14 protein-coding genes and 1 tRNA gene are annotated in these 22855 nt (G+C 53.7%); 9 read left to right on the forward strand and 6 right to left on the reverse strand.

The genetic code is table 11. The features are described 5' to 3' along the window. The first annotated feature begins 103 nt into the window (after positions 1-103). Both Enr10x_RS19765 and Enr10x_RS19770 read left to right on the forward strand, forming a co-directional pair. Positions 104-1561 (forward strand): DUF1501 domain-containing protein, encoded by a 1458-nt coding sequence (locus tag Enr10x_RS19765; RefSeq protein ID WP_145451101.1) that lies wholly within the window; start codon positions 104-106, stop codon positions 1559-1561. Between the two features lie 220 nt (positions 1562-1781). Continuing rightward, positions 1782-3779 carry a hypothetical protein gene (locus tag Enr10x_RS19770; RefSeq protein ID WP_145451102.1) on the forward strand — a complete coding sequence of 666 codons (1998 nt, stop codon included), beginning with the start codon at positions 1782-1784 and terminating at the stop codon, positions 3777-3779. 13 nt (positions 3780-3792) lie between these two features. Here the strand turns inward: Enr10x_RS19770 and Enr10x_RS19775 are convergent, their stop codons facing one another. Both Enr10x_RS19775 and Enr10x_RS19780 read right to left on the reverse strand, forming a co-directional pair. Then, positions 3793-5100, reverse strand: coding sequence for a CehA/McbA family metallohydrolase domain-containing protein (locus Enr10x_RS19775; protein ID WP_145451103.1), 1308 nt, complete (start codon positions 5098-5100; stop codon positions 3793-3795). 86 nt (positions 5101-5186) lie between these two features. Then, positions 5187-6983 (reverse strand): ArnT family glycosyltransferase, encoded by a 1797-nt coding sequence (locus Enr10x_RS19780; RefSeq protein ID WP_145451104.1) that lies wholly within the window; start codon positions 6981-6983, stop codon positions 5187-5189. Positions 6984-7414: 431 nt separating this feature from the next. Between Enr10x_RS19780 and Enr10x_RS19785 the strand changes: the two genes are divergently transcribed. The 4 genes from Enr10x_RS19785 (at position 7415) to Enr10x_RS19800 (ending at position 9207) form a co-directional block, all read left to right on the forward strand. Next, positions 7415-7681: a BON domain-containing protein gene (locus tag Enr10x_RS19785; RefSeq protein ID WP_197997298.1), complete on the forward strand. Its 267-nt coding sequence runs from the start codon at positions 7415-7417 to the stop codon at positions 7679-7681. A 235-nt stretch (positions 7682-7916) separates the two neighbouring features. Next, positions 7917-8159: a hypothetical protein gene (locus Enr10x_RS19790; protein ID WP_145451106.1), complete on the forward strand. Its 243-nt coding sequence runs from the start codon at positions 7917-7919 to the stop codon at positions 8157-8159. Between the two features lie 61 nt (positions 8160-8220). Then, positions 8221-8307 (forward strand) — tRNA-Ser (locus Enr10x_RS19795). A 441-nt stretch (positions 8308-8748) separates the two neighbouring features. Then, positions 8749-9207 carry a hypothetical protein gene (locus Enr10x_RS19800; protein ID WP_145451107.1) on the forward strand — a complete coding sequence of 153 codons (459 nt, stop codon included), beginning with the start codon at positions 8749-8751 and terminating at the stop codon, positions 9205-9207. Between the two features lie 103 nt (positions 9208-9310). Here Enr10x_RS19800 and istB read toward each other — a convergent pair whose 3' ends face one another. Next, entirely contained in the window at positions 9311-10105 is a 795-nt protein-coding gene (gene istB, locus Enr10x_RS19805) for an IS21-like element helper ATPase IstB (protein ID WP_145447830.1), read from the reverse strand. Between the two features lie 2 nt (positions 10106-10107). Next, on the reverse strand, positions 10108-11592 hold the full coding sequence (istA, locus tag Enr10x_RS19810; protein ID WP_145447831.1) for an IS21 family transposase: 1485 nt from the start codon (positions 11590-11592) through the stop codon (positions 10108-10110). 1026 nt (positions 11593-12618) lie between these two features. On the opposite strand from istA, the gene Enr10x_RS19815 reads away from it, so the two are divergent. From Enr10x_RS19815 to Enr10x_RS19825, 3 genes are all read left to right on the forward strand, one after another. Then, positions 12619-15681, forward strand: coding sequence for a PSD1 and planctomycete cytochrome C domain-containing protein (locus Enr10x_RS19815; protein WP_197997299.1), 3063 nt, complete (start codon positions 12619-12621; stop codon positions 15679-15681). A 4-nt stretch (positions 15682-15685) separates the two neighbouring features. Next, complete coding sequence (locus Enr10x_RS19820; protein WP_145451109.1) at positions 15686-17146, forward strand: DUF1501 domain-containing protein; 1461 nt, start codon at positions 15686-15688, stop codon at positions 17144-17146. A 221-nt stretch (positions 17147-17367) separates the two neighbouring features. Then, complete coding sequence (locus Enr10x_RS19825; protein ID WP_145451110.1) at positions 17368-18714, forward strand: DUF1501 domain-containing protein; 1347 nt, start codon at positions 17368-17370, stop codon at positions 18712-18714. Positions 18715-18734: 20 nt separating this feature from the next. Here Enr10x_RS19825 and Enr10x_RS19830 read toward each other — a convergent pair whose 3' ends face one another. Further along, complete coding sequence (locus Enr10x_RS19830) at positions 18735-21218, reverse strand: DUF1588 domain-containing protein (RefSeq protein ID WP_145451111.1); 2484 nt, start codon at positions 21216-21218, stop codon at positions 18735-18737. Further along, the gene (locus Enr10x_RS19835) at positions 21215-22534 is read right to left on the reverse strand and encodes a DUF1552 domain-containing protein (RefSeq protein WP_145451112.1); all 1320 of its coding nucleotides are present in this window, start codon (positions 22532-22534) and stop codon (positions 21215-21217) included. Before Enr10x_RS19835 ends, Enr10x_RS19830 begins: the two co-directional genes overlap by 4 nt. Positions 22535-22855: the final 321 nt, after the last annotated feature.

Raw genomic sequence — 22855 nt, forward strand, 5'->3', positions numbered from 1 at the left:
CATCAGTAACAGACGATATATTAAATAAGATTAAATATTTAGTTAAACTCAACTGCAGGTTCGCTCGCGCTTGGTCAACCCGTTATGGGAAGTGGAATTGATAATGAAATTCAATCTACATTCGCGCACACATTCACAGCATGCCTTTACGGCCTTTAATCCGCTGGTACCCGAAGGGCTCGTCCTTCAAAGCCGACGGAACATGCTCAAGGCGTCTTTGGCTGGTCTGGCAGGTCTGTCGGTCCCGAATCTGTTACGCGCGTCCGACCACCTCCTCTCGGAAGGTAAATCCTCTCTCCCCAAAAAGAGCGTCATCCTGCTCTGGATGACAGGAGGCCCCAGCCACATCGATACCTGGGATCCGAAACCGGATCGTCCCATTCAGAACCGCGGCCCTTTCGGAGTGACACATACCAACGTCCCGGGAATCACCATCACGGACCGGCTTCCCAAACAGGCTGCGATGATGGATCGCTTCACCCTGATCCGCTCGGTTGACCCCAAGATGAGCAGCCATCAGCCCAACCAGGTGATGCAGACCGCCAACCTCCAGGCCACTCCGAGAACCAATCGTAAAGGTGACAAATACCCCGCGATGGCGTCCATCGTCGCCAAGCATCACGGCTCCAATCATCCGGGCATGCCACCCTATGTCGCGTTCATGAAACATCATTCGCACATCGCCTGGGGAGGCTATCTCGGAAAAGAATACGATCCCTTCATTGCTAATGAAGCAGCCGACCTGCCCGTCTATGACCTGGTTGGTAAAGACACCGGGCAAACGAGTGGCGGCAGAATGTTTCAGTTTGCTCCCGGGCTCTCTTTCGAACGCATGAAAGACCGCCGCGATCTGATGCTGCAGTTTGATAATCTCCGCAGCGATATCGACCAGGCCGGCTCCATGAATGCCATCGACAGCTACAGCCAGCGTGCCTACAACATGGTCCTCGGAAAACGGGTCCAGCAGGCATTTGATCTCAGCCAGGAGTCCGCGGAAATGCGGGATCGTTATGGCAAGCACCTCTGGTGTCAACAGGCACTGCTGGCCCGACGACTGGTTGAAGCAGGCAGTTCTTTCGTGACTCTCGACTTGAGTTATCACACCGCCTCCGGGACGTGGGACAATCATGGTGACAACATTCCCCCTTATGGTGGCATCAAAAATGGTCTGGGGCCCCTGCTCCCGCTGTTCGATCACCTGCTGACCACCCTCGTGCTCGATCTCGAAGAACGGGGACTGCTCGACGATGTGCTGGTCATTGCCATGGGTGAATTCGGCCGCTCTCCCATGTCGGGCACTCAGGGCAGTACTGATGGTCGAAATCACTGGCCGGTCGTCATGTCGATGTGCATGGCCGGCGGTGGACTGAATCATGGGCAGGTCATCGGTTCCAGCGAACATGACGGCGCCAATATCAAACACCGTCCGGTTCGCCCGGGAGACCTGGCAGCCACGATTTACCGCTACATGGGTGTCCCGCTGGACACCCATTATGTCGACGACAAGGGACGCCCGATTCCCGTTATCGAAAACGGGGCTCCGATCCACGAACTGTTCTGATCGCAGCAGAATGGCACCGTCCCGCATTTTGTTGACAGCCCCTGTTTTGCTGATTTTCTGAAAAACAGCCTGCCGGGATGCCAGTTCCCCGTTTGCATTTCGAGTGCCATGCGATAATCTGCATGCTGCCAATAGCGCGGAACATCCCTGTACCGCCGCTGCTGTTCCTCATTTGAACTGACAACTCAAACAGCGCTCCTTCAGAAACCGTTGATTGCTCATGACGAATCCAGCCACTCCGACAGATCTCTCTGAAACAGACCAGATCTTTCACTCTGCCAGATTACGCTGGTGTATCTATCTTCTGCTGCTCACCGTTACTGCAGGCCAGGGTCTGGCGGCAATCATGAACAGCGTCCCCCTGCAGAGCGCAAATGACCGTTCACGCTGGTGTACCGTCTGGTCGCTCGTTGAAGAAGGCACCTACCAGATCGATACCATCGATGACCGATCCGGCTGGTCCAGTATCGATAAGGTTCGTCACGAGGATCATTTTTATTCGTCCAAGCCCCCACTGTTTCCTACGCTCGTTGCCGGTCTCTACTGGCTGATCAAAACCACCACGGGTCTCAACCTGAATCAGAATCTCTACGATGTCGCACACCTCATCCTGATCATCGTCAACCTGATTCCGATGTTGATCGCACTAACGCTCATCTGCCGGATGGTGGAAAAGTATGCCCAGACAGATTTCACACGTTTCTTTATTGTCGTCTCTGCCTGTTTTGGTACGTTGCTCACTCCCTTTCTGCTGACTTTAAATAATCATTCGATCGCCGCCAGTTGTGCTGTCTTTACGCTGTACCCGCTGATGAGAATCATCCTCGATGGCGACCAGAAAAAGCGTTACTTTCTCCTGGCCGGCTTCTTTGCCATGTTTACCTGCTGCAATGAGCTGCCGGCTGCCCTGTTCGGACTGATCACTTTCGGCCTGCTGTTCAAAGCCAACCCGCGGCTGACAATCTTGATCTTCGCCCCCGCAGCGTTAATTCCACTGCTGGGATTTTTTGTCACCAACTACGCAGCCACGGGCGGCTGGAAACCCTTCTACATGTATTATGGTACGGAAAAGTATCTCTACGAACATAAAGGCATCCCCAGCTACTGGAACAACCCGCAGGGCCTGGACCGCAATCTCGATTCTCCTCTGGTCTATTTCTTTCACTGCACGCTGGGCCATCACGGCATTTTTTCGCTCTCCCCCATTTACCTGCTCACTCTGTTCTCCTGGTTGCGGATCAGACAGGCTGCTCATAACACGCTGCGCCCCATCCTGTGGATCAGTCTCGTGCTGACAGTGATTGTCTTTGGTTTCTATATGTCGCGGACAGGCAATTACAACTATGGCGGTAACAGTTCCGCACTTCGCTGGATGCTCTGGCTCACTCCTTTCTGGTTGATCAGTATGATTCCACTTCTCGACCAGCTTTCTCAGAAACGCTGGCTGCAGATTTTCGGAGTCTTCTGCCTGCTGTTCTCGGTCTTTTCTGCACATCATCCATCACACAATCCCTGGCAGGCTCCGTGGATCTATTCATGGTTCAAAGAGTCGGGCTGGATCCAGTACGACCAGCGTCCTCCCGCTTTTGAACGGCTGCATACAAGCTGGCTGGGTTCGATCCCCGAACCCACTGCTGAGATTCCGGAGCCCTTTGTGGAATTCACCGGCCCCGCCAATGACGGACGCCTGATCCGGCTCAGAATCAAGGTCGTAAAGTCTGCCAGTCAGCAGGACCGCGATCAAAATCTACGCACCATCCAGGTCACCCGATTTCTGGGGAGCGATGAGATCCAGTCCAGCAGGTATACCGTCGATGTCGCTGCATTTAATGCAGGCAAGTGGCCGGAAGAATTTCTCAAATGGTCTGATGAAACCGTCTCGCAGGCCGAGAAATATGCGGCGTATCGTTTCTTCTACGGCATGCCCCGTCGCAGGGCATACAACCCTGGAAAGTTCAGGCATCTGTTTACGCCACTTCGCGTAGATGCCTATCGCTGTCAGTTGGCTGCTTCACAGGTCGCTGTCACCATCGCCGCCGATACAGAGGCGGAAAAAAAACTGCGCTACCGAACGGACCTCTGGCTTACTGACCAGATCCCCTTCGGTGTCGCGCAGTATGAATCTTCAGTCTATGACAGCGTTCGAGGCCAGTTACTCAGCCGCCAGACACTGACAGTCACCAGTGCCAGCGGCCAGACTGCGGAATCGACTGAATAATTTATTCAGGTACTCACTGCTTCGGAGCGGCAGGGCCGACTACCGGTTGCACCCAGGCCCGTTCCACTTCTCCCAGTTGAGCCGGGTTGGGATGCAGCTTGGAAGAATGCACCACCGCCCGCACATAGATTTCTTTTCCATCAAAATCGTAGCTGGCAGAAGGTCCTTTCACGGTTTTCAAAGTTTCCCCGATTTTATTACTGTAACGCTTTGTGGCATGCTGTTCCTGCCCTTTGCTATCCAGAACCGGAATTCCCCGCTTGGGATAACCTTCCCGGGTACCGATGAACTCGATGGTGTAGTCCACTCCTTCCTCAGGATCGACTTCGACCTGCACTCCTTTGTCAGAGTAAGTAACCGACTTCAGCTTTACGCCGGATGAAGCATAAAACCGTCCCGCCTCCATTGCGTCCACCAGGGCTTCCGGCTCCAGAGTTTCAGAGAGCACGACCACCCAGCCCCGCCCCGGCTCACTGGCGCGACTGGGAATCTTGTGATAGTTATGCCCGTCATCAGTCCCCAGGCCATACATCATCGGCAACTTCAGCTCTGCCAGTCGTTTGGTGAGAATAATATCCCAGATCCGCTCGGTGCTGGCATGGGCTTCATCCCCTTTATTGTTCACTCCCGGGTGCCCGTTATAGACTTCGAAGAAATTTTCTCCGATCACTTTCATCAGTTCCTCTGCAGTGACCCCATAATGAAAGTTGGGATGGTTCAAGTGAATCATCATCGATTTCCCTGACCGTTCCCGCTGTGCCAACAGGGCATTCGTGTTATTCTGCATCACTTCGTAGACGCTCTGACCTCCCCGCGGCGTCAGCAGCGAGTGCAGGTTCGTAGCGTTCATATGCACGGGCATATTCTTGTAACGGTCCGTCACTTCTTCACTCAGAATCAGCAGAAATTTCCCCGGCTCGCCGAGCTTTTCAGACACTTCTTCAAACGTACGCAAGCGGACTTCAATCTGTCCGTCCTTATTAGTCCGCTCTTCGATCCAGTCAGGAAAACGTTTTTTCAGTTCCTCGTAGGCATGCAGCTTGCCTTTGTTTTTTTCGGGAACCGTCCACCGCTCTGACGTCGAAAGGACGTTGTGGTCTGTGAAGGACAGAAAATCATATCCACGTGTTTTATACCAGTCGGCAATCATCTCCAGGTAATCATCACCATCGCTCCACAGAGAATGCGTATGTAGATTTCCTTTATACCACTTCTGTTGATCGGTCTCTTTCAATTCAACCGGATCGGCTGCTTCTGTGATCGAATTCGCAGCGGAAAGACAAAGTGCCAGCAGACAGACGGGTAACATGGCACGCTTCATCCGCGTTCCAGGAAAGGGTAATTTCAAAAGATTCATGTAGCCAACTCCAAAGCAAAACAGCAAGAAATTCAGATAAAATCACATCTTCAAAAACCAGGTGGCGATTTACTGATCAGATCCGCCTGCAGTTCCTGATGCTTATACACATCAGGTTCTGCGACCGGTTTTAAAACAAAACCCGCATTCAAAATATTCCGTAACGAAACCGGAGAAGCCCCCCAGCGGATAATCACCTGCTTTTCAATGGGTTCATCGGCCTGCGTCCGATCGGAAATTTGCAGATCCTGGGGCAGTACCGCCCCCTGAATCTGCTTCATATTGATATCACCCCACAGGTAGAAAACCAGAAATGTCAATTCCAGAGGTACCTGGTCGTTCTTACTGACCAGAAAACAGTCGCTGACATCCTGTGTCAGCCGCAGTTGATTTTCAAACTGCAGCAAGCGTTCGCCTGCCGGATTAGGCTTGGGTATCGAAAAGACACCATACACCACATGTAAAGCAGATAGCGCCAGTACCAGTGCCACTTCTACAATCCGGTGCGCATGCTCCTTTTTGAAGCGATGGCTGTACCAGAGCACCATCACCAGCGACAGACCAAGAATGATCAACTGCCTGAGGAAACGTCCGGTAATCTGTGGACTGAGCGTATCCGTTTTGGAGGCACTGATGAAAATCACCGCCAGCACGCCGAGAGTAAATACCGCCAGCACAGTCGGGTACCCGACTCGTCGCAAAGCAATCTGCTGGAACTCCCAGGCAACGACCGCCATCATGGGAATGATAAAGAACAGTTTCCACATCGCCCGCGTACTGGTATTCATCTGGGGCAGATATTGTACGCCCCACCAGAATAAGGCACCGCAGAGAGACCAGATCACCACCAGTCGCAGCCAGGCGATTTCCTGTAGATTTCCCTGCGGATTTAAAACACGTTTAATGCCATGAAACAGGCCGAAGATCGCGAAGCCCAGCAGAAATCCCATGGACGAAATGATATCCCGTGCCAGGTAGGAAGGGTAGAACTCTGCTTTCCAGTAGAAGCTGATCGTGGGTTGCCCGGGACCGGCAAACCAGTTCCCCCAGAAACCCTCGATCTGTGAAGCTGCCATCAGTTCCCACCAGCCTCCGACAGCAAAACCGGTAAAGGCCAGAATCACCAGTGATTTCCAGACCCGGATGACCTGCTTTACACCAGGCACCTTCTGTTGCTCTGCAAAGGAACGCCCCCGGGGGAGGTAGAGGGGATTGATGATATAAACCCCCAGCATCAACAAGACGCCCAGCGCCAGTACGCCACCTGATAACAGACAGAGTCCCAGTGAGATTCCCCCAGATAACAGCTTGTAAGAGACAACACCGGATTCGGACTGCAGATGTGTAATGAACCCCCAGATGGTCAACAGCGCAAACAGCATTGGAAACGCAGGCGCTTCAATCAGTTGAATCTGCTTCAGCACCACAGGATGAAAGGCCAGCAGAAAACAATACACCAGCGCATAACGTGGATTACAGACTTTGCGCGTCAGGCGATAAGCCGCATACAACATGGCTGCCGTCGAGAAATACGAGAACAGAACCAGCGAAGACGACCAATGACCGATGATGGACAGCATCCCGGAATACAACCACCCCACCAGGGGAGGCTGCGAAATCAGGGCATTCCCACTGTCGCCCAGCAGATCTGCTTTCCCGAGACACTGCAAACCGAACCAGGCCGACAGTTCATCAATGCGATAGGAATGAAAGGCCAGCAGCCCCGGTCCCAGCGCCAGTAACGCGACCAGAGGTGACATCACCGCGGCACGCCGCATGACGGGAAAGAGATCATGAGCAGGCTCTGCAGACCGTTGCAAAAGCTCCTGGTCACTGATGATTACCAAGGTTGTTTCCTTCTGAGAATCTCGAATCTGACACTTCCAGACTCCCGGGACCAACAAACCAGCAGAGAGCCTTACTGAATTCCATACCCCGATTGTACATGACAGGAAAACACAGGGACACCTCACTGTCAGAAAAGGCCTCACCCAACAAGTGTTCACATGTATGTAATCCAAGAGCAAAGGAAAACACCTCAGAGGCAGGTCCTGTCGTGCCTGTTTTTCTGATTCTCAGCCTGATTCTTAACCAGAATTACGGAACCGTTCGATTCCCACTCTTTTTCCTGATCGTTGAAAAATCGCTCAGCCGAAGAGTCAAAGAGTGCACTACTTACATGCACACATTTCTAACCTCAGGATGAGAAATATGTATGATGAGAAATATGTATAAGGATAAGGTGAAATTTTATAAATCCTTAAAGTATCGGTCTCCCATGTCACATCATTTCAGCATCGATCGAGCCCATCAGTTAGATGAGCTGATCAGACATGCCATTTCCCAAAGCAGTCTGGTCGGTCGCCAAAACGTGCAATATAAAATCGAACAGGAACAGGTTTTTCTAACCGGCATTGTCAACAGCTACTACGAAAAGCAGCTGGCCCAGGAATCGATTGGACGCATCAAGGGGGTCAGACAGGTCCACAACCGGCTCAATGTCCAACCTGTTCAAAATCAGGTCGAAACGGTAGAAATCCCCTGATTTTCGTGCAGAGCAATCCTGCTAACATGTTCAATTGAAACATTTTGAGCAAAAAACAGGACAATACAGCAGGTTACGGCGTCTGACCGTTGTCAAATCCCGACTGATCTTGTTAGAATTCTCGTTCCTTCGGCGACAGCCTCCGGGATGTGGATCTTTTTGCGCAAAACGAAGGGGCCGAACCCCTTGCTGAAATAAACGGTCATTACTACATCAAAAGGGACATGGAAAGACAATGTCTTTACGCAGAGCACAGTTAGAACGTCAGTTACAGAACGCAGAAACCGCCATCGCAGACTATAGTAAAGTTCTGGATGAGCAGAATGTTCCTGCAGAAACGCGTAAGAAGCATCCAAAATGGCGGCAGATCAACGCACAGAAAACTCAGGTTCAGAACCGGCTCAAATCCCTGAAGAAAATTGAAGACCGGGAAGCAGAGATCAAAGCTGCAGCCTCCGCTGACGCTACAGACGAATAAGCTGCCGCGCTTAGAACGAACCAATACATCTGAGTCGCCTTAATCCGAGCGTGACTCAACCGGAGAGATGGCAGAGTGGCCGATTGTGCAGCACTGGAAATGCTGTGTCCCGGAAACGGGACCGGGGGTTCGAATCCCCCTCTCTCCGCATTCATTGAACGATGGCTCGTAACCACCTGAAAGCAAGGGGTTTGCAAGCCATCGTTTTTTTGTGCCCCCCACTTGTCCCGTTTTTGTCCCTGTGCAGAAACTCCTGATTTCCGGCAAGAACCGACACAGGACACATCAGCAGAGCCAGCATTACTGCCCGGCTCAGGCAGCCTACCAATCGCTTCGTCACGTCGGGTACAAATAGACTGTCGCCCGTTAAGTCACGTAACTAATTGATCATTGAAAGTAAAATCTGGTGAAAGAACTAACGAAGGCCGTGGCATGTAAACAGCGGCCAGAAAACGTAGCGCCTGTCGGGTAGTGGCAAATCGGTATAAAAACGTAGCGCCCAGATGACCACCTGTTGGTTTTGGGTCAGACTCTCAGTATATGAGTCAGTTCTGATCCGGAAACAGCGGGGGCAAGGGTGATTACAGATATGGAGTTATGGGGTGAGATCCGTCGGCGTGTTCTGACCGGAGAAATCAGTCAACGTGCTGCTCGTGACGAGTACGGTATTCACTGGGACACGCTGCAAAAAATACTGACCTACTCGGAGCCGCCGGGATACCGGCTGACTAAGCCCCGGCCTTCCAAGCTGGAGCCGTTTCTGCCGATCATTCATGAGATTCTGCAGAACGACCGCAGCGTGCATCGCAAACAGCGCCATACGGGGAAGCGCATCTTCGAACGTCTGCGGGACGAACACGGGTATTCCGGTGGAATCACGATCGTCCGGGAAGCCATCCGTGACTGGAAAGCCCAGTCCCGCGAGGTTTTCCTGCCGCTCCGCCATCCCCCGGGCGAAGCCCAGGTGGACTTCGGCTTTGCCGATGTCTGGCTGGACGGAACACTGACCAAAGTCGCCCTGTTTGTGATGACGTTACCTTATTTGTAAACAACGGTCAGAAAACGTAGCGCGTGCCGGTTGAAAACCGTAGCGCTGTCTGTGCAGGATTCGTCCTGATGTGGCTGTTTGGGGACGAATGCGTGGTCTTTTGTTATTTCGTCAGTCGCGGTTGCTTGCTTGAGCTTTTTGTGTGCCGCCGTTTGGCGTCCTGTAACCGGTAACTTTCACCAGTGGTTTCCAGGATATGGCAACGATGGGTGAGCCGGTCGAGTGTGGCCCCCGTCAGCCGTTCGCTGCCCAGGACCTCGGTCCAGTTTTCAAAGGGGAGATTGGTCGTTACGATCAGGCTGAAACGTTCGTAAGCCGTGCTGATCACGTCGAACAGCAACTCGGAGCCGAGTTTACTTGCGGGGACATATCCCAGTTCATCCAGAATCAGCAGATCGAGTTTCGCGAGCTGCTTTTTCAGGCGGGTTAACTCCCGCTGTTCGCGGGCTTCCATTAACTGGGTAATCAGTTCTGTGACCTGGTAAAAGCGGACCCGCTTTCCCTGGCCGCAGGCGGCAATCCCCAGGGCGACTGCCAGGTGCGTCTTGCCGGTGCCGGAATTGCCCACCAGCAGGATATTCTCCCGCTGCTCGATAAACTCACCCCGCATCAGTTCGCTGACCAGCAGTTTGTTGAGGCCGGGCTGGACCTGAAAATCGAACGTTTCCAGGGTCTTATACGTCGGGAACTTCGCGGCCTTCAGACGTCGTTCCGCGGCCCGGCGTTCCCGTTCAATCAGTTCCAGTTCACATAACTGTAACAGGAATCCCAGATGGTCGACATTGTCAGTGGCACAACGGGCGGCGATCTTTTCGCATTCTCTGAGGATGGTGGGCAGCCTCAGGTTCTTGAGATGGTGCTGCAGCAGCACCAGGCTTTTGGTTTGTTTTCTGGTCACGTTTAACCTCCGATTAACAGGGACTGGTAAGCAGAAACATCCGTCTGTGCCACCTGTACCAGCTTCAGGTGGGGACGGCCTTCCAGGCTGAACAGAGTCAGCGGTGACTCCTGCTGGTATTCCAGAATCAGGCGAATGGCAGAAGCGCGGGTCGCATCAATGTCCAGCGCGTATTCCACCGCACGCTTCAGTGCGGATAACGGATGGTGTTCCAGCAGGCGCAGCACCTTGATGAACTCCCGCGTGCCGTCTGACTGCAGTTCGGCTTCCAGCCGACGGCGGAGAATGCCCAGACAGACCGGCAGATCCCAGTCTTCCAGGGGGCGGGCATGATCAAAGCCTCCCGGCTTCCGTTCCAGTAAACTCAGGTAATGAATCGGGTTAAAACGGGTCTGTTCCCGTCCCCAGTCCCGCTGGTGCCGGGCGATTAACGTCTCTTCAAACAACAGCCGCACTTCGGTGATGGTGGCCACGATAGTGATCTGACGATGCGCGTATTTTGTGGGAACCGAGTAACTGTTGGTATCAAAGCGGACCAGCGACAGGGAGTCGGCGTGTGCCTGTCCCAGTCGGCAGGCTTCGAACGTCTGCTGTGGCAGGGGCCGCAGGAATTCCCGTTGTTCTTCCGCCAGCAGGCTCTGTTTGGGGGAAGCCTGTCCCCGCAACTGACGCTGCAGATCGTTCCGGCAGCATTGCACTAACTGCTCGTTCAGAGTCTCCAGGGAAGCAACCCGGGGAACGGGGACCAGGAAGTTGCTGCGGGCATAGTCCAGCAACCGCTCGACATGGCCTTTCTCATTCGGTCGTCGTACCAGACAGAAATGATCGTCAAACAGAAAGTGGCTTTTCAGACGCAGGAACTCGGTCGTTACTTTTCGCTCACGGTTCCCTACCAGACTGGCTACTGCGATTTTCGAGTTGTCATAGCTGATCCGCTGCGGTACACCGCCCAGAAATTCAAAGGCCCGCTTGTGTCCTTCCAGAAAGGCTTCCGTACATTCCCGGGGAAAGGCCTGGATAAAAATCGCGTCCGAATAAGGTAACGTCATCACAAACAGGGCGACTTTGGTCAGTGTTCCGTCCAGCCAGACATCGGCAAAGCCGAAGTCCACCTGGGCTTCGCCCGGGGGATGGCGGAGCGGCAGGAAAACCTCGCGGGACTGGGCTTTCCAGTCACGGATGGCTTCCCGGACGATCGTGATTCCACCGGAATACCCGTGTTCGTCCCGCAGACGTTCGAAGATGCGCTTCCCCGTATGGCGCTGTTTGCGATGCACGCTGCGGTCGTTCTGCAGAATCTCATGAATGATCGGCAGAAACGGCTCCAGCTTGGAAGGCCGGGGCTTAGTCAGCCGGTATCCCGGCGGCTCCGAGTAGGTCAGTATTTTTTGCAGCGTGTCCCAGTGAATACCGTACTCGTCACGAGCAGCACGTTGACTGATTTCTCCGGTCAGAACACGCCGACGGATCTCACCCCATAACTCCATATCTGTAATCACCCTTGCCCCCGCTGTTTCCGGATCAGAACTGACTCATATACTGAGAGTCTGACCCAAAACCAACAGGTGGTCATCTGGGCGCTACGTTTTTATACCGATTTGCCACTACCCGACAGGCGCTACGTTTTCTGGCCGCTGTTTACAGTTGCGGGAAGCGTCCCGACGTGTGGAGCACAAAATTTTCAGAAAAAATGGAAATCTGGCATCTTGAGTACCTGTATTGACGGCAGGGGTGAGCGCTTAAGTGTATGTTATTAAGGGGATTATGGATTATGTGGGGGCGGGGTGGAGGTTGTGAAGCAGACGGATGATTCCCCGGAAATATTACGACTCTGCAGGCTCCTTCAAGTCCTGATCGCAGCTGGTGATGCAGTCTGCTGCTGAAACGACTTCACGATTTTCATCTACGGGGGGTGGGTTTCTTTGTTGTAAAATGATTGGTTGGCCCACGGGCTGGCTGCTGATTGTTTCTTCTGGGGGAGGTTTTGGTTCAGATGTTTGCCTGCTACGTTTCACACGATTCACACGATGATTTGAATTTTGTGAATCGGCGCGCGGGCGTCAAGCAGAATTTGTGTTCTGAGTTCTCTGTGAGTTGCCTTGATTTGCTGCTGAATTGCATATCAGTTGTCCTGAGTCTGCTCCGAAATGATTTGAAAATGTACGAGACATTCCGAATCGGTGATTTTTATTCCGGTGAAAAGCTGGAAAAATCGACGGCGATTCAGGTGGATCTGAGTCACTTGTACGCTGTGTTCCAGTACACGCATCGTCCGCCTCGCGCGCGAAGCACAATTGCAACAATTTACGATTCGGGAAGTGCGGATCAAGTTCAATGTTTTCAGTTTTGGAGACAGAAGCGCACTGAAGAACGGGAAGGGGATTCCGTGAAAGCATTCGACTTTTGCTACCATCTACAAAAAATCCCTGATATATTGAGTTATTGGGCTTACCAGTTTCGATGCCCCTGTCTAACCAACTATGAAATTTAATGTTGCTCAGAAGGTGTTTTTTGTGAACGCAATCAAGATGATTCTGACAGCTTTGCCGGCGATGCTGGTGACCTGTGTTGCAGCGGCTGCGGAAACAATTGAATTTAATCGAGATGTTCTGCCGATCCTCTCGAATCATTGTTTCACGTGTCACGGCCCCGACTCGGCGACACGTGCGGCGGGCCTGCGACTGGATCAGCGCGCATCGGCGACCGGCAAGGCTGACTCTGGTAAAAGTGCCATCACCCCGGGTAAAGTCCAGTCCAGCGAACTGATGCATCGTATTACTGCGTCCGATGAAAATGAGCGGATGCCTCCGCTTGAAGGGGCAAAGCCACTGAATGCGAAACAGATCGCAACTCTGAAAGCGTGGATCGAACAGGGGGCGAAATACGAAGCACACTGGGCCTTTATCGCGCCGAAACAACCAGCGCTCCCCAAAGTACAAAACGCTGCCTGGCCGAAAAACAAGATCGATGTGTTTGTGCTGGCGCGACTGGAACGGGCAGGAATACAGCCGGCTCGTGAAGCACAGCGCGAAACGTTAATACGCCGAGTGGCCTTTGATTTGACCGGTCTGCCTCCCACGCTGAAAGAAATCGACGAGTTCCTTGCCGATCAATCGCCAAATGCGTATGCGAATATGGTCGACCGCTATCTCGCCTCGCCTGCCTACGGCGAACACATGGCACGGTACTGGCTTGACCTGGCCCGTTATGCCGACAGCAACGGCTATCAATATGACACGGAGCGGGAACAGTGGGTCTGGCGCGACTGGGTCATCAATGCGTACAACGAAAACAAACCATTTGACAAATTCACCATCGAACAACTTGCCGGCGACCTGTTGCCTGACGCGACGGACCAGCAACGGCTGGCAACCGGTTTCAATCGAAATCATGGGATCACCATCGAAGGTGGCATCATTGATGAGGAGTATCGCACCGAGTATGTGATGGACCGGCTGGTGACCACCGGCGAAGTCTGGCTCGCGCTTACCATTGGCTGTGCCCGCTGTCACGAACATAAATTCGATCCCATTTCGCAACAGGAATTTTACCAGCTCTATGCCTTTTTCAATCAGGTACCCGAGAGAGGCATGCGCGGATTTGCTCCCAAACAACGCATCGCGTCACCGCTGGCACCCGCATCACTGCAGAAATTCGACGTGGAACTGACGCGACTGCAGGCTGAATTGAAGAAACCGATCGATGTGGACCAGCATCTGCAGCGCTGGACTCAAGGCATCTCGGCTCAACCGGAACAGGGCTGGACCGTGGTGGAGCCATTGACCATGAAGTCGTCCGGCGGGACCACACTTACGAAGCTCGCCGACAAATCGATCCTGGCCAGTGGAGCCAATCCCCGACACGATATCTACGAGATCACCGCCAAAACCGATGCCACCAATCTCACCGCCGTCCGGCTGGAAGCGCTCACTCATGAATCACTTCCCGGTGGCGGACCGGGACGGCACAGTAATTCCAATTTTGTCCTGAGCGAAATTGAACTGACGGCGATCTCCATCGCAGATCCGTCACAGCGGCAAACAGTCAAATTCAGTCGAGCGGTCGCGGATTATTCACAGGCCAATTATGAAATTGCTAAAGCCATTGATGGCAGTGTGGCCGGTAACAACGGTTGGGCCGTGGATGGGCCCTCTCGCAAACTTCCCGCCACCGCCATGCTGATTACAGAGAAGTCCTTTGGTTTTGAGGGGGGGACCGAATTACAGTTCCGTCTGCGTCACGAAGCCGGGTATGCGACACACGGTGTGGGACGCCCCCGGTTCTCCATTACAGGCGACGCTCCCGAAGACCTGCAGTTACACGGGATTCCTGCTGACATTCGACAGATCGCTGCCAAGGAAAATAATCGCCGTACCGCCGGCGAACAGAAACAACTGCGGGAGTATTTCCTGGCCCATCACAACCCAAAACAGAGAATTGAACGGCAAATCGCTGAACTCGAAAAACAGAAAAAAGCAGCGATCCCGGAAACGATGATCATGCAGGACCAGGCTCAGCCCCGCGCGACGTTTCTGCTCAATCGCGGACAATATAATGAGCCCCGTGAGCAGGTCAGCCCCAATGTTCCAGAGATCTTCCCGCCCCTGCCCGAAACAGCAGCGAAGAATCGTCTGGCATTCGCCCAGTGGCTGGTTGATCCTGGTCATCCCCTCACGGCGCGTGTAGCCGTGAACCGTTACTGGCAACGACTGTTTGGAATGGGCCTGGTTAAAACCTCTGAGGATTTCGGAGTCCAGGGGGAATTTCCCAGTCACCCCCAGTTGCTGGACTGGTTAGCGCTGGAATTTATTCGCAGTGGCTGGGACATCAAGCAGATGCAGCGGTTGATCATGAATTCCGCGACCTATCGGCAAACGTCTCACGTTGGTGCGACAGCCTATGCGCAGGACCCGGAAAATCGACTGTTGGCCCGCGGCCCCCGCATGCGACTGTCTGCCGAGCAAATTCGCGACGCCACATTAGCGGTCAGTGGTTTACTGGTGGAACGGCTGGGCGGAAAAAGCGTCTATCCATATCAGCCGAAGGGCCTGTGGCTGGAACTCAACAATCGGCCGAATTACTCCCAGGAATATCCCCAGGGCAAGGGGGATGAGCTCTATCGACGGAGTCTCTATACATTCTGGAAGCGGACGGTTCCCTCTCCCATGCTGAAAACCTTAGATGCTCCTGAACGGGAATTCTGCACGATACGTCGGTCACGCACGAATACGCCGTTGCAGGCGTTACTGCTCTTGAATGGTCCTCAATTTGTCGAAGCAGCACGCAAACTGGCCGAGCGAATGCTGTCTGAGGGGGGCCAGAGTGTTGATGATCAGATTCAATATGGATTTCGACTTGTCACGTCTCGTAATCCCAGTGAGGCTGAACTGGCCCTCTTCCGCGAAGCTTATGAAACCGATGTGAAGTTCTACGCCCATGATCCGGCAGCCGCTCTTCGCCTGCTGCAGGTGGGTGATTCAGCCCCGGATTCCGAATTAGATCCGGCCAGACTGGCGGCTTTGACAAATCTGACCCGCGTGTTCCTGAACCTGGACGAAGCGATTACGAAGGAATAAAACGATGCGTGATCCCTTAACTGAGATGCAATTACAGGTCAATCGACGCCAGTTCTTTGGACGCTCGAGTACTGGGATTGGTGTCGCGGCGCTGGCGTCGTTGCTCAATCGCGACCTGTTTGCGAAAGAGACTGCCGGCGATGCAACGCGTGTCGGCGGTTTGCCGGGCATTCCGCATTTTGCTCCGAAGGCCAAACGCGTGATCTACCTGCTGCAGTCAGGTGCGCCTTCGCAGGTCGACCTGCTCGATCACAAACCGTCTCTCGAGAAACTGCACATGACCGAATTGCCCGACAGCATCCGCAAAGGGCAGAGGCTGACGGGCATGACAGCAGGACAGAAGAAATTTCCGGTTGTCAAATCTCCCTGGAAATTCCGGCAGCATGGTGAATCGGGAACATGGCTGAGTGATCTGCTGCCGCATATGGGAAAGGTGGCCGATGACATTTGCGTGATTAATTCCATGCATACTGAAGCCATCAATCATGATCCCGCGATCACGTTCTTTCAGTCAGGGCATCAGCAGCCGGGACGACCGAGTATCGGCGCCTGGCTCAGTTATGGACTGGGAAGCGAGACAGAAAATCTACCGTCCTTCGTCGTCCTGCTCAGTAAGAATTCGTTCTTTCAGGCACAACCCCTGTATGACCGGTTGTGGGGGAGCGGCTTTTTATCTTCGAAGTACCAAGGTGTCAAATTTCGCAGCCAGGGTGATCCGGTGCTCTACCTGAGCGATCCGGCCGGAGGGAGCGACTCACAACGCCGAACGATGCTGGACCGGCTGGCAAAACTCAATCAGTTACGGGCAGAGGAAATCGGTGATCCGGAGATCAACGCACGCATCGCCCAATACGAGATGGCGTACCGGATGCAAACTTCGGTTCCAGAGCTTGCTGATATCTCCAATGAATCGGCCAGCACGCTCGAACTCTACGGTGACGATGTGAAAGAGCCTGGAACGCATGCGGCCAACTGTCTGCTCGCACGCAGATTAGCCGAACGCGGCGTCCGCTTTATTCAAGTGTTTCACCGTGGCTGGGATCACCATAGTAACGTTCAAAAGTATCTGCCGGATCTGGCGAAACAGACCGACCAGGGATCGGCGGCTTTGATTGCCGATTTGAAACAGCGCGGCATGCTGGATGAAACACTGGTGATCTGGGGAGGCGAGTTTGGTCGTACGGTCTATTCGCAAGGCAATCCAAAAACGTTCGGCCGGGACCATCACCCGCGTTGCTTTTCGATTTGGATGGCGGGAGGAGGCATCAAGCCCGGAATCACTTACGGGCAAACTGATGATTACTGTTATAACATCACTGAAAATCCGGTACACGTGCACGATTTTCACGCCACGATTCTGCATTGTCTGGGTATCAACCACGAGCGCCTGACGTATCGTTTCCAGGGGCGCGATTATCGTCTGACTGATGTACACGGGACTGTGGTCAAGGACATCATCACGTGATTTTGAGTCAGTCTGGACGGCGTGGGTAAAATGATGGAGAATCTTCTCGCACACCAGAAATGAGGTGAATGCGAAACTGAGTGGCATCGGGAAAACCTAGCGGTTTCAGGTTCACATTCAATGGGAAATATCGGTATAATTTGATGTGTTGTCTGTCGATCAATTGAGAAATTGAAGAATGGTGCAGGCTTAAGTTTTTCCAGTTTCATGGAACATCGGGCATGTTGAGAATCGAAGACCGGGCATTGCAATTCTGTGATCGTATCCCCCGCCGCTCCTTTCTGCAGATTGGCGGACTGGCGATGGGAGGCCTGTCGTTGCCTCAAATTTTGCAGGCACAGCAACAGAACGGGCAGCAGCATTCTCACAAAGCGGTCATCATGATCTTCCTGAATGGTGGGCCCCCGCATCAGGATATGTTCGATTTGAAAGCGGATGCGCCCGCCGAAATTCGTGGTGAGTTCCAACCAATCGCTACGAATGTGCCCGGCATACAAATCAGCGAATTGATGCCGCGCGTCGCCGGGATGATGGAAAAGTTCTCCATCATTCGTTCTCTGGTGGGGTCTGAAGGTCGACACGATTCATTCCAATGCTGCACCGGCCATCAGGTTCGGGATCCCAAACCGCAGGGGGGCTGGCCGTCAATGGGGTCGGCACTCTCCAAACTGCAGGGACCGGTAAATCCATCCGTGCCACCGTATATTGATCTTTCACAAAAGATGGCTCATGATCCCTACAACATCAAAGGAGCCGGTTTTCTGGGAATGGCGCATACTCCATTTCGTCCCGATGGCGAAGTGATGAGCAACATGACGCTGAATCAGATTTCCACGATTCGGTTGCACGAACGGAGCCGACTGCTGAAGGAACTCGATACGTACCGGAAGAATGTCGATCAGAAGTTATCTACCGAGACCACTGATAACTTTACCGAACAGGCTTTGGGAGTTTTAACTTCGTCCAAGTTAGTGGAAGCCCTGGATCTGGAGAAAGTTGACCCGAAAATTCGTGCCCGGTACGGAATCGACGATCCTAAGGTACTCGGTTTTGATCCGAAGATGGGGTATCAGGCATTGATGTCCCGGTTTCTGCAGGCCCTCCGCGCTGTCGAAGCGGGTGCCCGCATGGTGACCTGCAGTTTCGCTGATTTTGACTACCACAGCGATAATTTTGGCAGAGGGCGCAAAGTGATTCCGTTACTGGATCAGGGAGTTGCTGCTCTGGTAGAAGATCTGCACGAAAGGGGTCTGGATCAGGATGTGACTGTGATCGTCTGGGGAGAGTTTGGACGGACTCCCAAAATCAATGATAAAGCAGGTCGCGATCATTGGTCGCGCGTGCATGCTGGTTTGCTGGCCGGCGGTGGGATGCAAACCGGCCAGGTGATTGGCTCCACCAATAAATGGGCTGAAGAGGCGGTTGACCATCCCGTACATATGCAGGAAGTCTTTGCCACACTCTATCACAACCTGGGAATTGATACGGCAACTACCACGATTCCCGACAACAATGGCCGACCACAATATCTGCTGGAACGTCAGGAACCCATTCCGGAACTGGTGTGACAACAGCTCCTTTAAGGTTCTCAGTCTGTTTCTGCCGACGCGGATGGGCCTCTGGTGCGGTAGAGAAACGCATCGGAGGTGAGCAGTGAAACGAGCAGGGCATTCATACTGCCGCCATTGTCTTTGTAGGCACGATAGGCAGCCTGGAGAACGGGACCGTCATTGAGGGTTTCGTTGCGGCCCATCCAGAAACGGAACGCGTGGCGGACGAAGACCTGTTCGGACCGCTCACTCTCCGCCAGCTTTTCGATCAGTTCAATGGCGTTGGCGACTTTGCCATCGAGTGTGGGATCACCGGAATCGATGATCTCGCCTGTTGTATCGACTGGCTTTTCGAGCTCCGTTTCCCGGTACAGGCCGGCGTGGTTATACATCTCAAACGGCAGCCCCAGCGGATCCATTTTCTTATGGCAGGTCCAGCAGTATTCCTGCCTGGTGACCCGCATCCGTTCACGGAGTGTATTTTGTGGTTCATCGGGCAGCATGGCATCGACGGTGATGGGGACATCAGGAATGCCGCCGCCCAGTAAACGTTCGCGAATCCAGCGACCGCGACGAATGGCGTGATTGTCCATGGCGTCGGAATGTGAGACGAGCCAACTGGGATGGGTCAGGATGCCCAGGCGCTGCTCAGCGGGCACTGTGGCCAGGATGCGTTCCGGTCGCATCGAGCCGGTGCCGAAACTGCGGCGACTGACACGGGCATAGAGTTCCTTGCCGGAAAGCTCTGCCGGGGTGACACTGTGATTGACTTTCTCCTGCTTTTTCCGGGCAGCTTTGTTTTTTTTCTTCCCCGGATTGGCGGACTCTTTGCTGGCGAGTTCCTCTGCGGCTTTCTGGGCGGCTTTTCTGGCGGCGATCTCTTCTGCCCGGGAACGCCGCTTGCCGAAGTAGATTTTATCTGCTTCCGTGACGACAGCCCTGTCTGTGGTCAGGAGCCGCTTCAACACGTCCTGGTCTTCTTTCAGGATCAGTTCTATCAGCCGATCGGTGCTCGCGGTCGCATCGAACATGGCTCGATAATGGGCCTGCCCGCGATTGCTCACACCTGTTTTCGCCAGTGCCCGGGCGTCTTTGCAGATGTAACCGCCCAGGTCATAGTCGAAGAAATCACGAAAGAAACGCAGGACGCGGGGCTTGCGGATACTGTCGTCGGCGAGCATGCGAGTTACTTCCCGCTTCACATCGTCCCTGGTCCGCATTCGTCCTTCGATGATCGCGGTTCGTAATTCTGCGTCCGGCTTGATGTAGCGGAGTGCGTGATTGACGGCCAGCCCCAACTCCCAGTCCTGCAGCATGACACGCCCGTCTTGATCTGGTTGTCCGGACTTAGCCAGTTCCGGTCTGAAGAGGGCGTCTCGATCGAGGAAGATCGACGACAAACCAAGAACGACGCCATCTTCCTTGCCGAGTTTTTCAATGGACTGTTTCACGATCGTCAGGTAGTCGTCCGACTCCTTTTTACTCGGCGGTCGGAAGGTCAACATTTCGAACAGGTAATCGATGGCGGCCTGCAAACTCTCATCGGTATAGTCTTCCTGCCGCATCAGTTCATAGACGGGTGTCAGGGGCCGCGCGATCTTCGTGCTGTAGACGATACTCGTGGGCAAGCCGCGAATATCGCCTTTCATCTTGTCTGCAATCGACCGGGGATCATCGGTGATCTGGTAGGGTTTGGCGATACTCAGGGGACCATAGGCCATGTAGCGAATCAGGTCCCCGGCTGTGCCCATGATCTGCGTGGCTTCCGCACTGTTGACAGTGTAGAAATCAGGATAGTTTTCCAGCCCATGCGTGCGGGCCGATGACAGCACGGCAGGGACGCTTTTGACCGCAGTCGCATAAGCCACGGTCCCCCCCTGCCATTTGATGATGCGATCCGTACCGAAGTAGAGCTTGAGTTCACCGCCGTGGTTGGTGGGAACGACATCGCCATGCGTTCGCAAGCCCGGCTTGGCTGGATCATACTCCGGTTCCTGATTGATCAATTCATTCAGACGCGTGATGTGTTCCTGCGGCGTTAAACGCCAGAGACGAGCGGGCGAAGACGTGGGCTTGAGTTTAATGTTCTCAGGCAATGGACCGAACAGAAGATCGTGGTCGACGTAGTTGCCTTTGTTCGGGTCGAGGTGATCGTGGAACCCGCCCTTGTCGCTCATCACGCGTGTCAGCTCGCCCACAATCCAGTCTGAGAACTGCAGTCGTTCTACCACTTCAGGCTGGTCCATATCCTGAGGGGGCATCTCTTTCAGAGTGACCTGTGCCCAGACACTTTTCCAGGTAGCAGCGTTGACCTCGTCCACGGGTCCCAGGTCGTGAAGCGAGAGATTCCCTTCCGGCTCTGACTGACCGTGACAGTCGACACAGTGCGTCGTCAGAAACGATTTCGCGAAGGTTTTAAAGTCTCTGGATACTTTTTGCCCGGGCGTATAAGTCTCCCCCATTGCTGCGGGGAGCAAGCTGCCGAGCAGTGTGAGAACCAGAGCGAATCTGAAGCAGGTCATACCAGCAGTTCCTGGAGCGGGCCTGTGCCGGAATCGAACTTCCGGGCCAGTTTCTCATTCATGTTATAGTGATCGCAGGGAACGCCCGCTGCCTGCAGGAGCGTCGCATAGAGGGCATTGATGGGACGTTTTCCATCCAGTTGCGTAAAGCAACCCGTCTTGAATGCGCCGTCGAAATTGCCGAGCAGCATGACAGGCCAGTTGGCTCCGCTGGTGTGCTGCTTGTCTGCGTTGTTACTGGTGTAGACGATCAGCGTGTGGTCCATCATCGTACCACTGCCTTCCGGCACGCTTTCCAGCGCTTCGATGATCCTCACCAGCATGCGGCTGTTGTACTGACGAATCTTAATCCAGATTGGATTACCAGGCTGTTCCATGTGCCCCAGGTTGTGACCCTGTTGCTCGATTCCCAGTCCTTTCCAGGCTCCGAAGATCTCACCGCGGCCCGAACCAATGGTCAGCGTATTGGTGATGCCCGATGTGAGCGACGAGATTCCCAGGTCGAGCAGGACGTCATGCCAGTCTGTTTCGAACTCAGGACTGGTGTAGCGCGCGTCCACCTTGGGGGCGAATTTGCGCAGGTGATCCGATACCGAATCGAGGCGATCACGCAGGCCGTTGACCTCTTTGAATCCCGCAACAAATTGACCGTAACGCTGCTGGTCTGCTGTGGGGAGTGCGCGTCCTTTGGCAGCGGCTAACTTTTCAATCTGATTGAAGACGTTCGACCTTGCTTCGTGCTGGCGTCGGATGTCTCCTGAAGAGATTCCGCCATAGAGCATCTGGTACAGATGATTCGGATTGGAATGCATGAAGATCGGCTGACCGGCGCCACTGGCAGAGAGCGTCGCTATGGTGGGCTTAGTCGTCATGTTCTCAATGGAGTCCATGCCGATGCACAGGTGAGGCAGCAGCGTTTGCGGCAGGACCTTGCTCAACTCGTAATCGATGGTCGATGCACTGGGAGGCACTCCGTCACTGCCGCGATAACCGCCGAGTGCGCCAAAGAATGCACTGTGCGACGGACTGGTATGAATGCCGTGCAGACCATTGATGATGTGCATCTTTTCCTTATAAGGTTCCAGCGGGCTGATGGGCTCGGGGAGCTTGACTTTCGCCAGCGAGCCACTGCGTTTCATCCCTTCCGGAATACAGGTTGCCGGATCGAAACCCTGGTTTTGCATGAAGAAAATTACACGCTTGGGCGTATCCTTGCTGGCAGGCATGGCCAGCAGACGTTCGGGAACGAGCGAGAGTCCAAATGCGGCACCAGCGCCGGCCGCTAAACCTTGAAGCATTTCTCTACGGTTAAGCATGATCAATCTTTCAGCTAATCAGGCAGTGGTTTACCTGTTCCGTCGAGCAGCTAAATGCTGTGTCACAGATAAGTTGGCAGTGGCAGGTAACCTTGCGCCGATATCGGAGGGTATTGTGAGGTAAGCTGACTTTATGAAGCGCTTGAGTATTTTGATCTATTCTAACTGATTCCAGAGTTACCGCAACCAAAATACGGGCAGTCAGGTCAAGTCTTCGACCTGTGAATCGCCGCTTGTTATCTTGTCTATGTAAATCATATATAAATAACAAGTTACGGAATCGGAAAACCACTACAGCTCAGGTGAGTGGCTTGTCAAAAC

The sequence above is a fragment of the Gimesia panareensis genome (assembly GCF_007748155.1).
GTDB lineage: Bacteria > Planctomycetota > Planctomycetia > Planctomycetales > Planctomycetaceae > Gimesia > Gimesia panareensis.

Coding starts and splice junctions, on each gene's coding strand:
- Enr10x_RS19770 (WP_145451102.1), top strand. CDS start 1,782: ATGACGAATCCAGCCACTCCGACAGATCTCTCTGAAACAGACCAGATC.
- Enr10x_RS19820 (WP_145451109.1), top strand. CDS start 15,686: ATGCGTGATCCCTTAACTGAGATGCAATTACAGGTCAATCGACGCCAG.
- Enr10x_RS19790 (WP_145451106.1), top strand. CDS start 7,917: ATGTCTTTACGCAGAGCACAGTTAGAACGTCAGTTACAGAACGCAGAA.
- istA (WP_145447831.1), bottom strand. CDS start 11,592: ATGGAGTTATGGGGTGAGATCCGTCGGCGTGTTCTGACCGGAGAAATC.
- Enr10x_RS19830 (WP_145451111.1), bottom strand. CDS start 21,218: ATGACCTGCTTCAGATTCGCTCTGGTTCTCACACTGCTCGGCAGCTTG.
- Enr10x_RS19775 (WP_145451103.1), bottom strand. CDS start 5,100: ATGAAGCGTGCCATGTTACCCGTCTGTCTGCTGGCACTTTGTCTTTCC.
- Enr10x_RS19800 (WP_145451107.1), top strand. CDS start 8,749: ATGGAGTTATGGGGTGAGATCCGTCGGCGTGTTCTGACCGGAGAAATC.
- Enr10x_RS19785 (WP_197997298.1), top strand. CDS start 7,415: ATGTCACATCATTTCAGCATCGATCGAGCCCATCAGTTAGATGAGCTG.
- Enr10x_RS19835 (WP_145451112.1), bottom strand. CDS start 22,534: ATGCTTAACCGTAGAGAAATGCTTCAAGGTTTAGCGGCCGGCGCTGGT.
- Enr10x_RS19825 (WP_145451110.1), top strand. CDS start 17,368: ATGTTGAGAATCGAAGACCGGGCATTGCAATTCTGTGATCGTATCCCC.
- Enr10x_RS19765 (WP_145451101.1), top strand. CDS start 104: ATGAAATTCAATCTACATTCGCGCACACATTCACAGCATGCCTTTACG.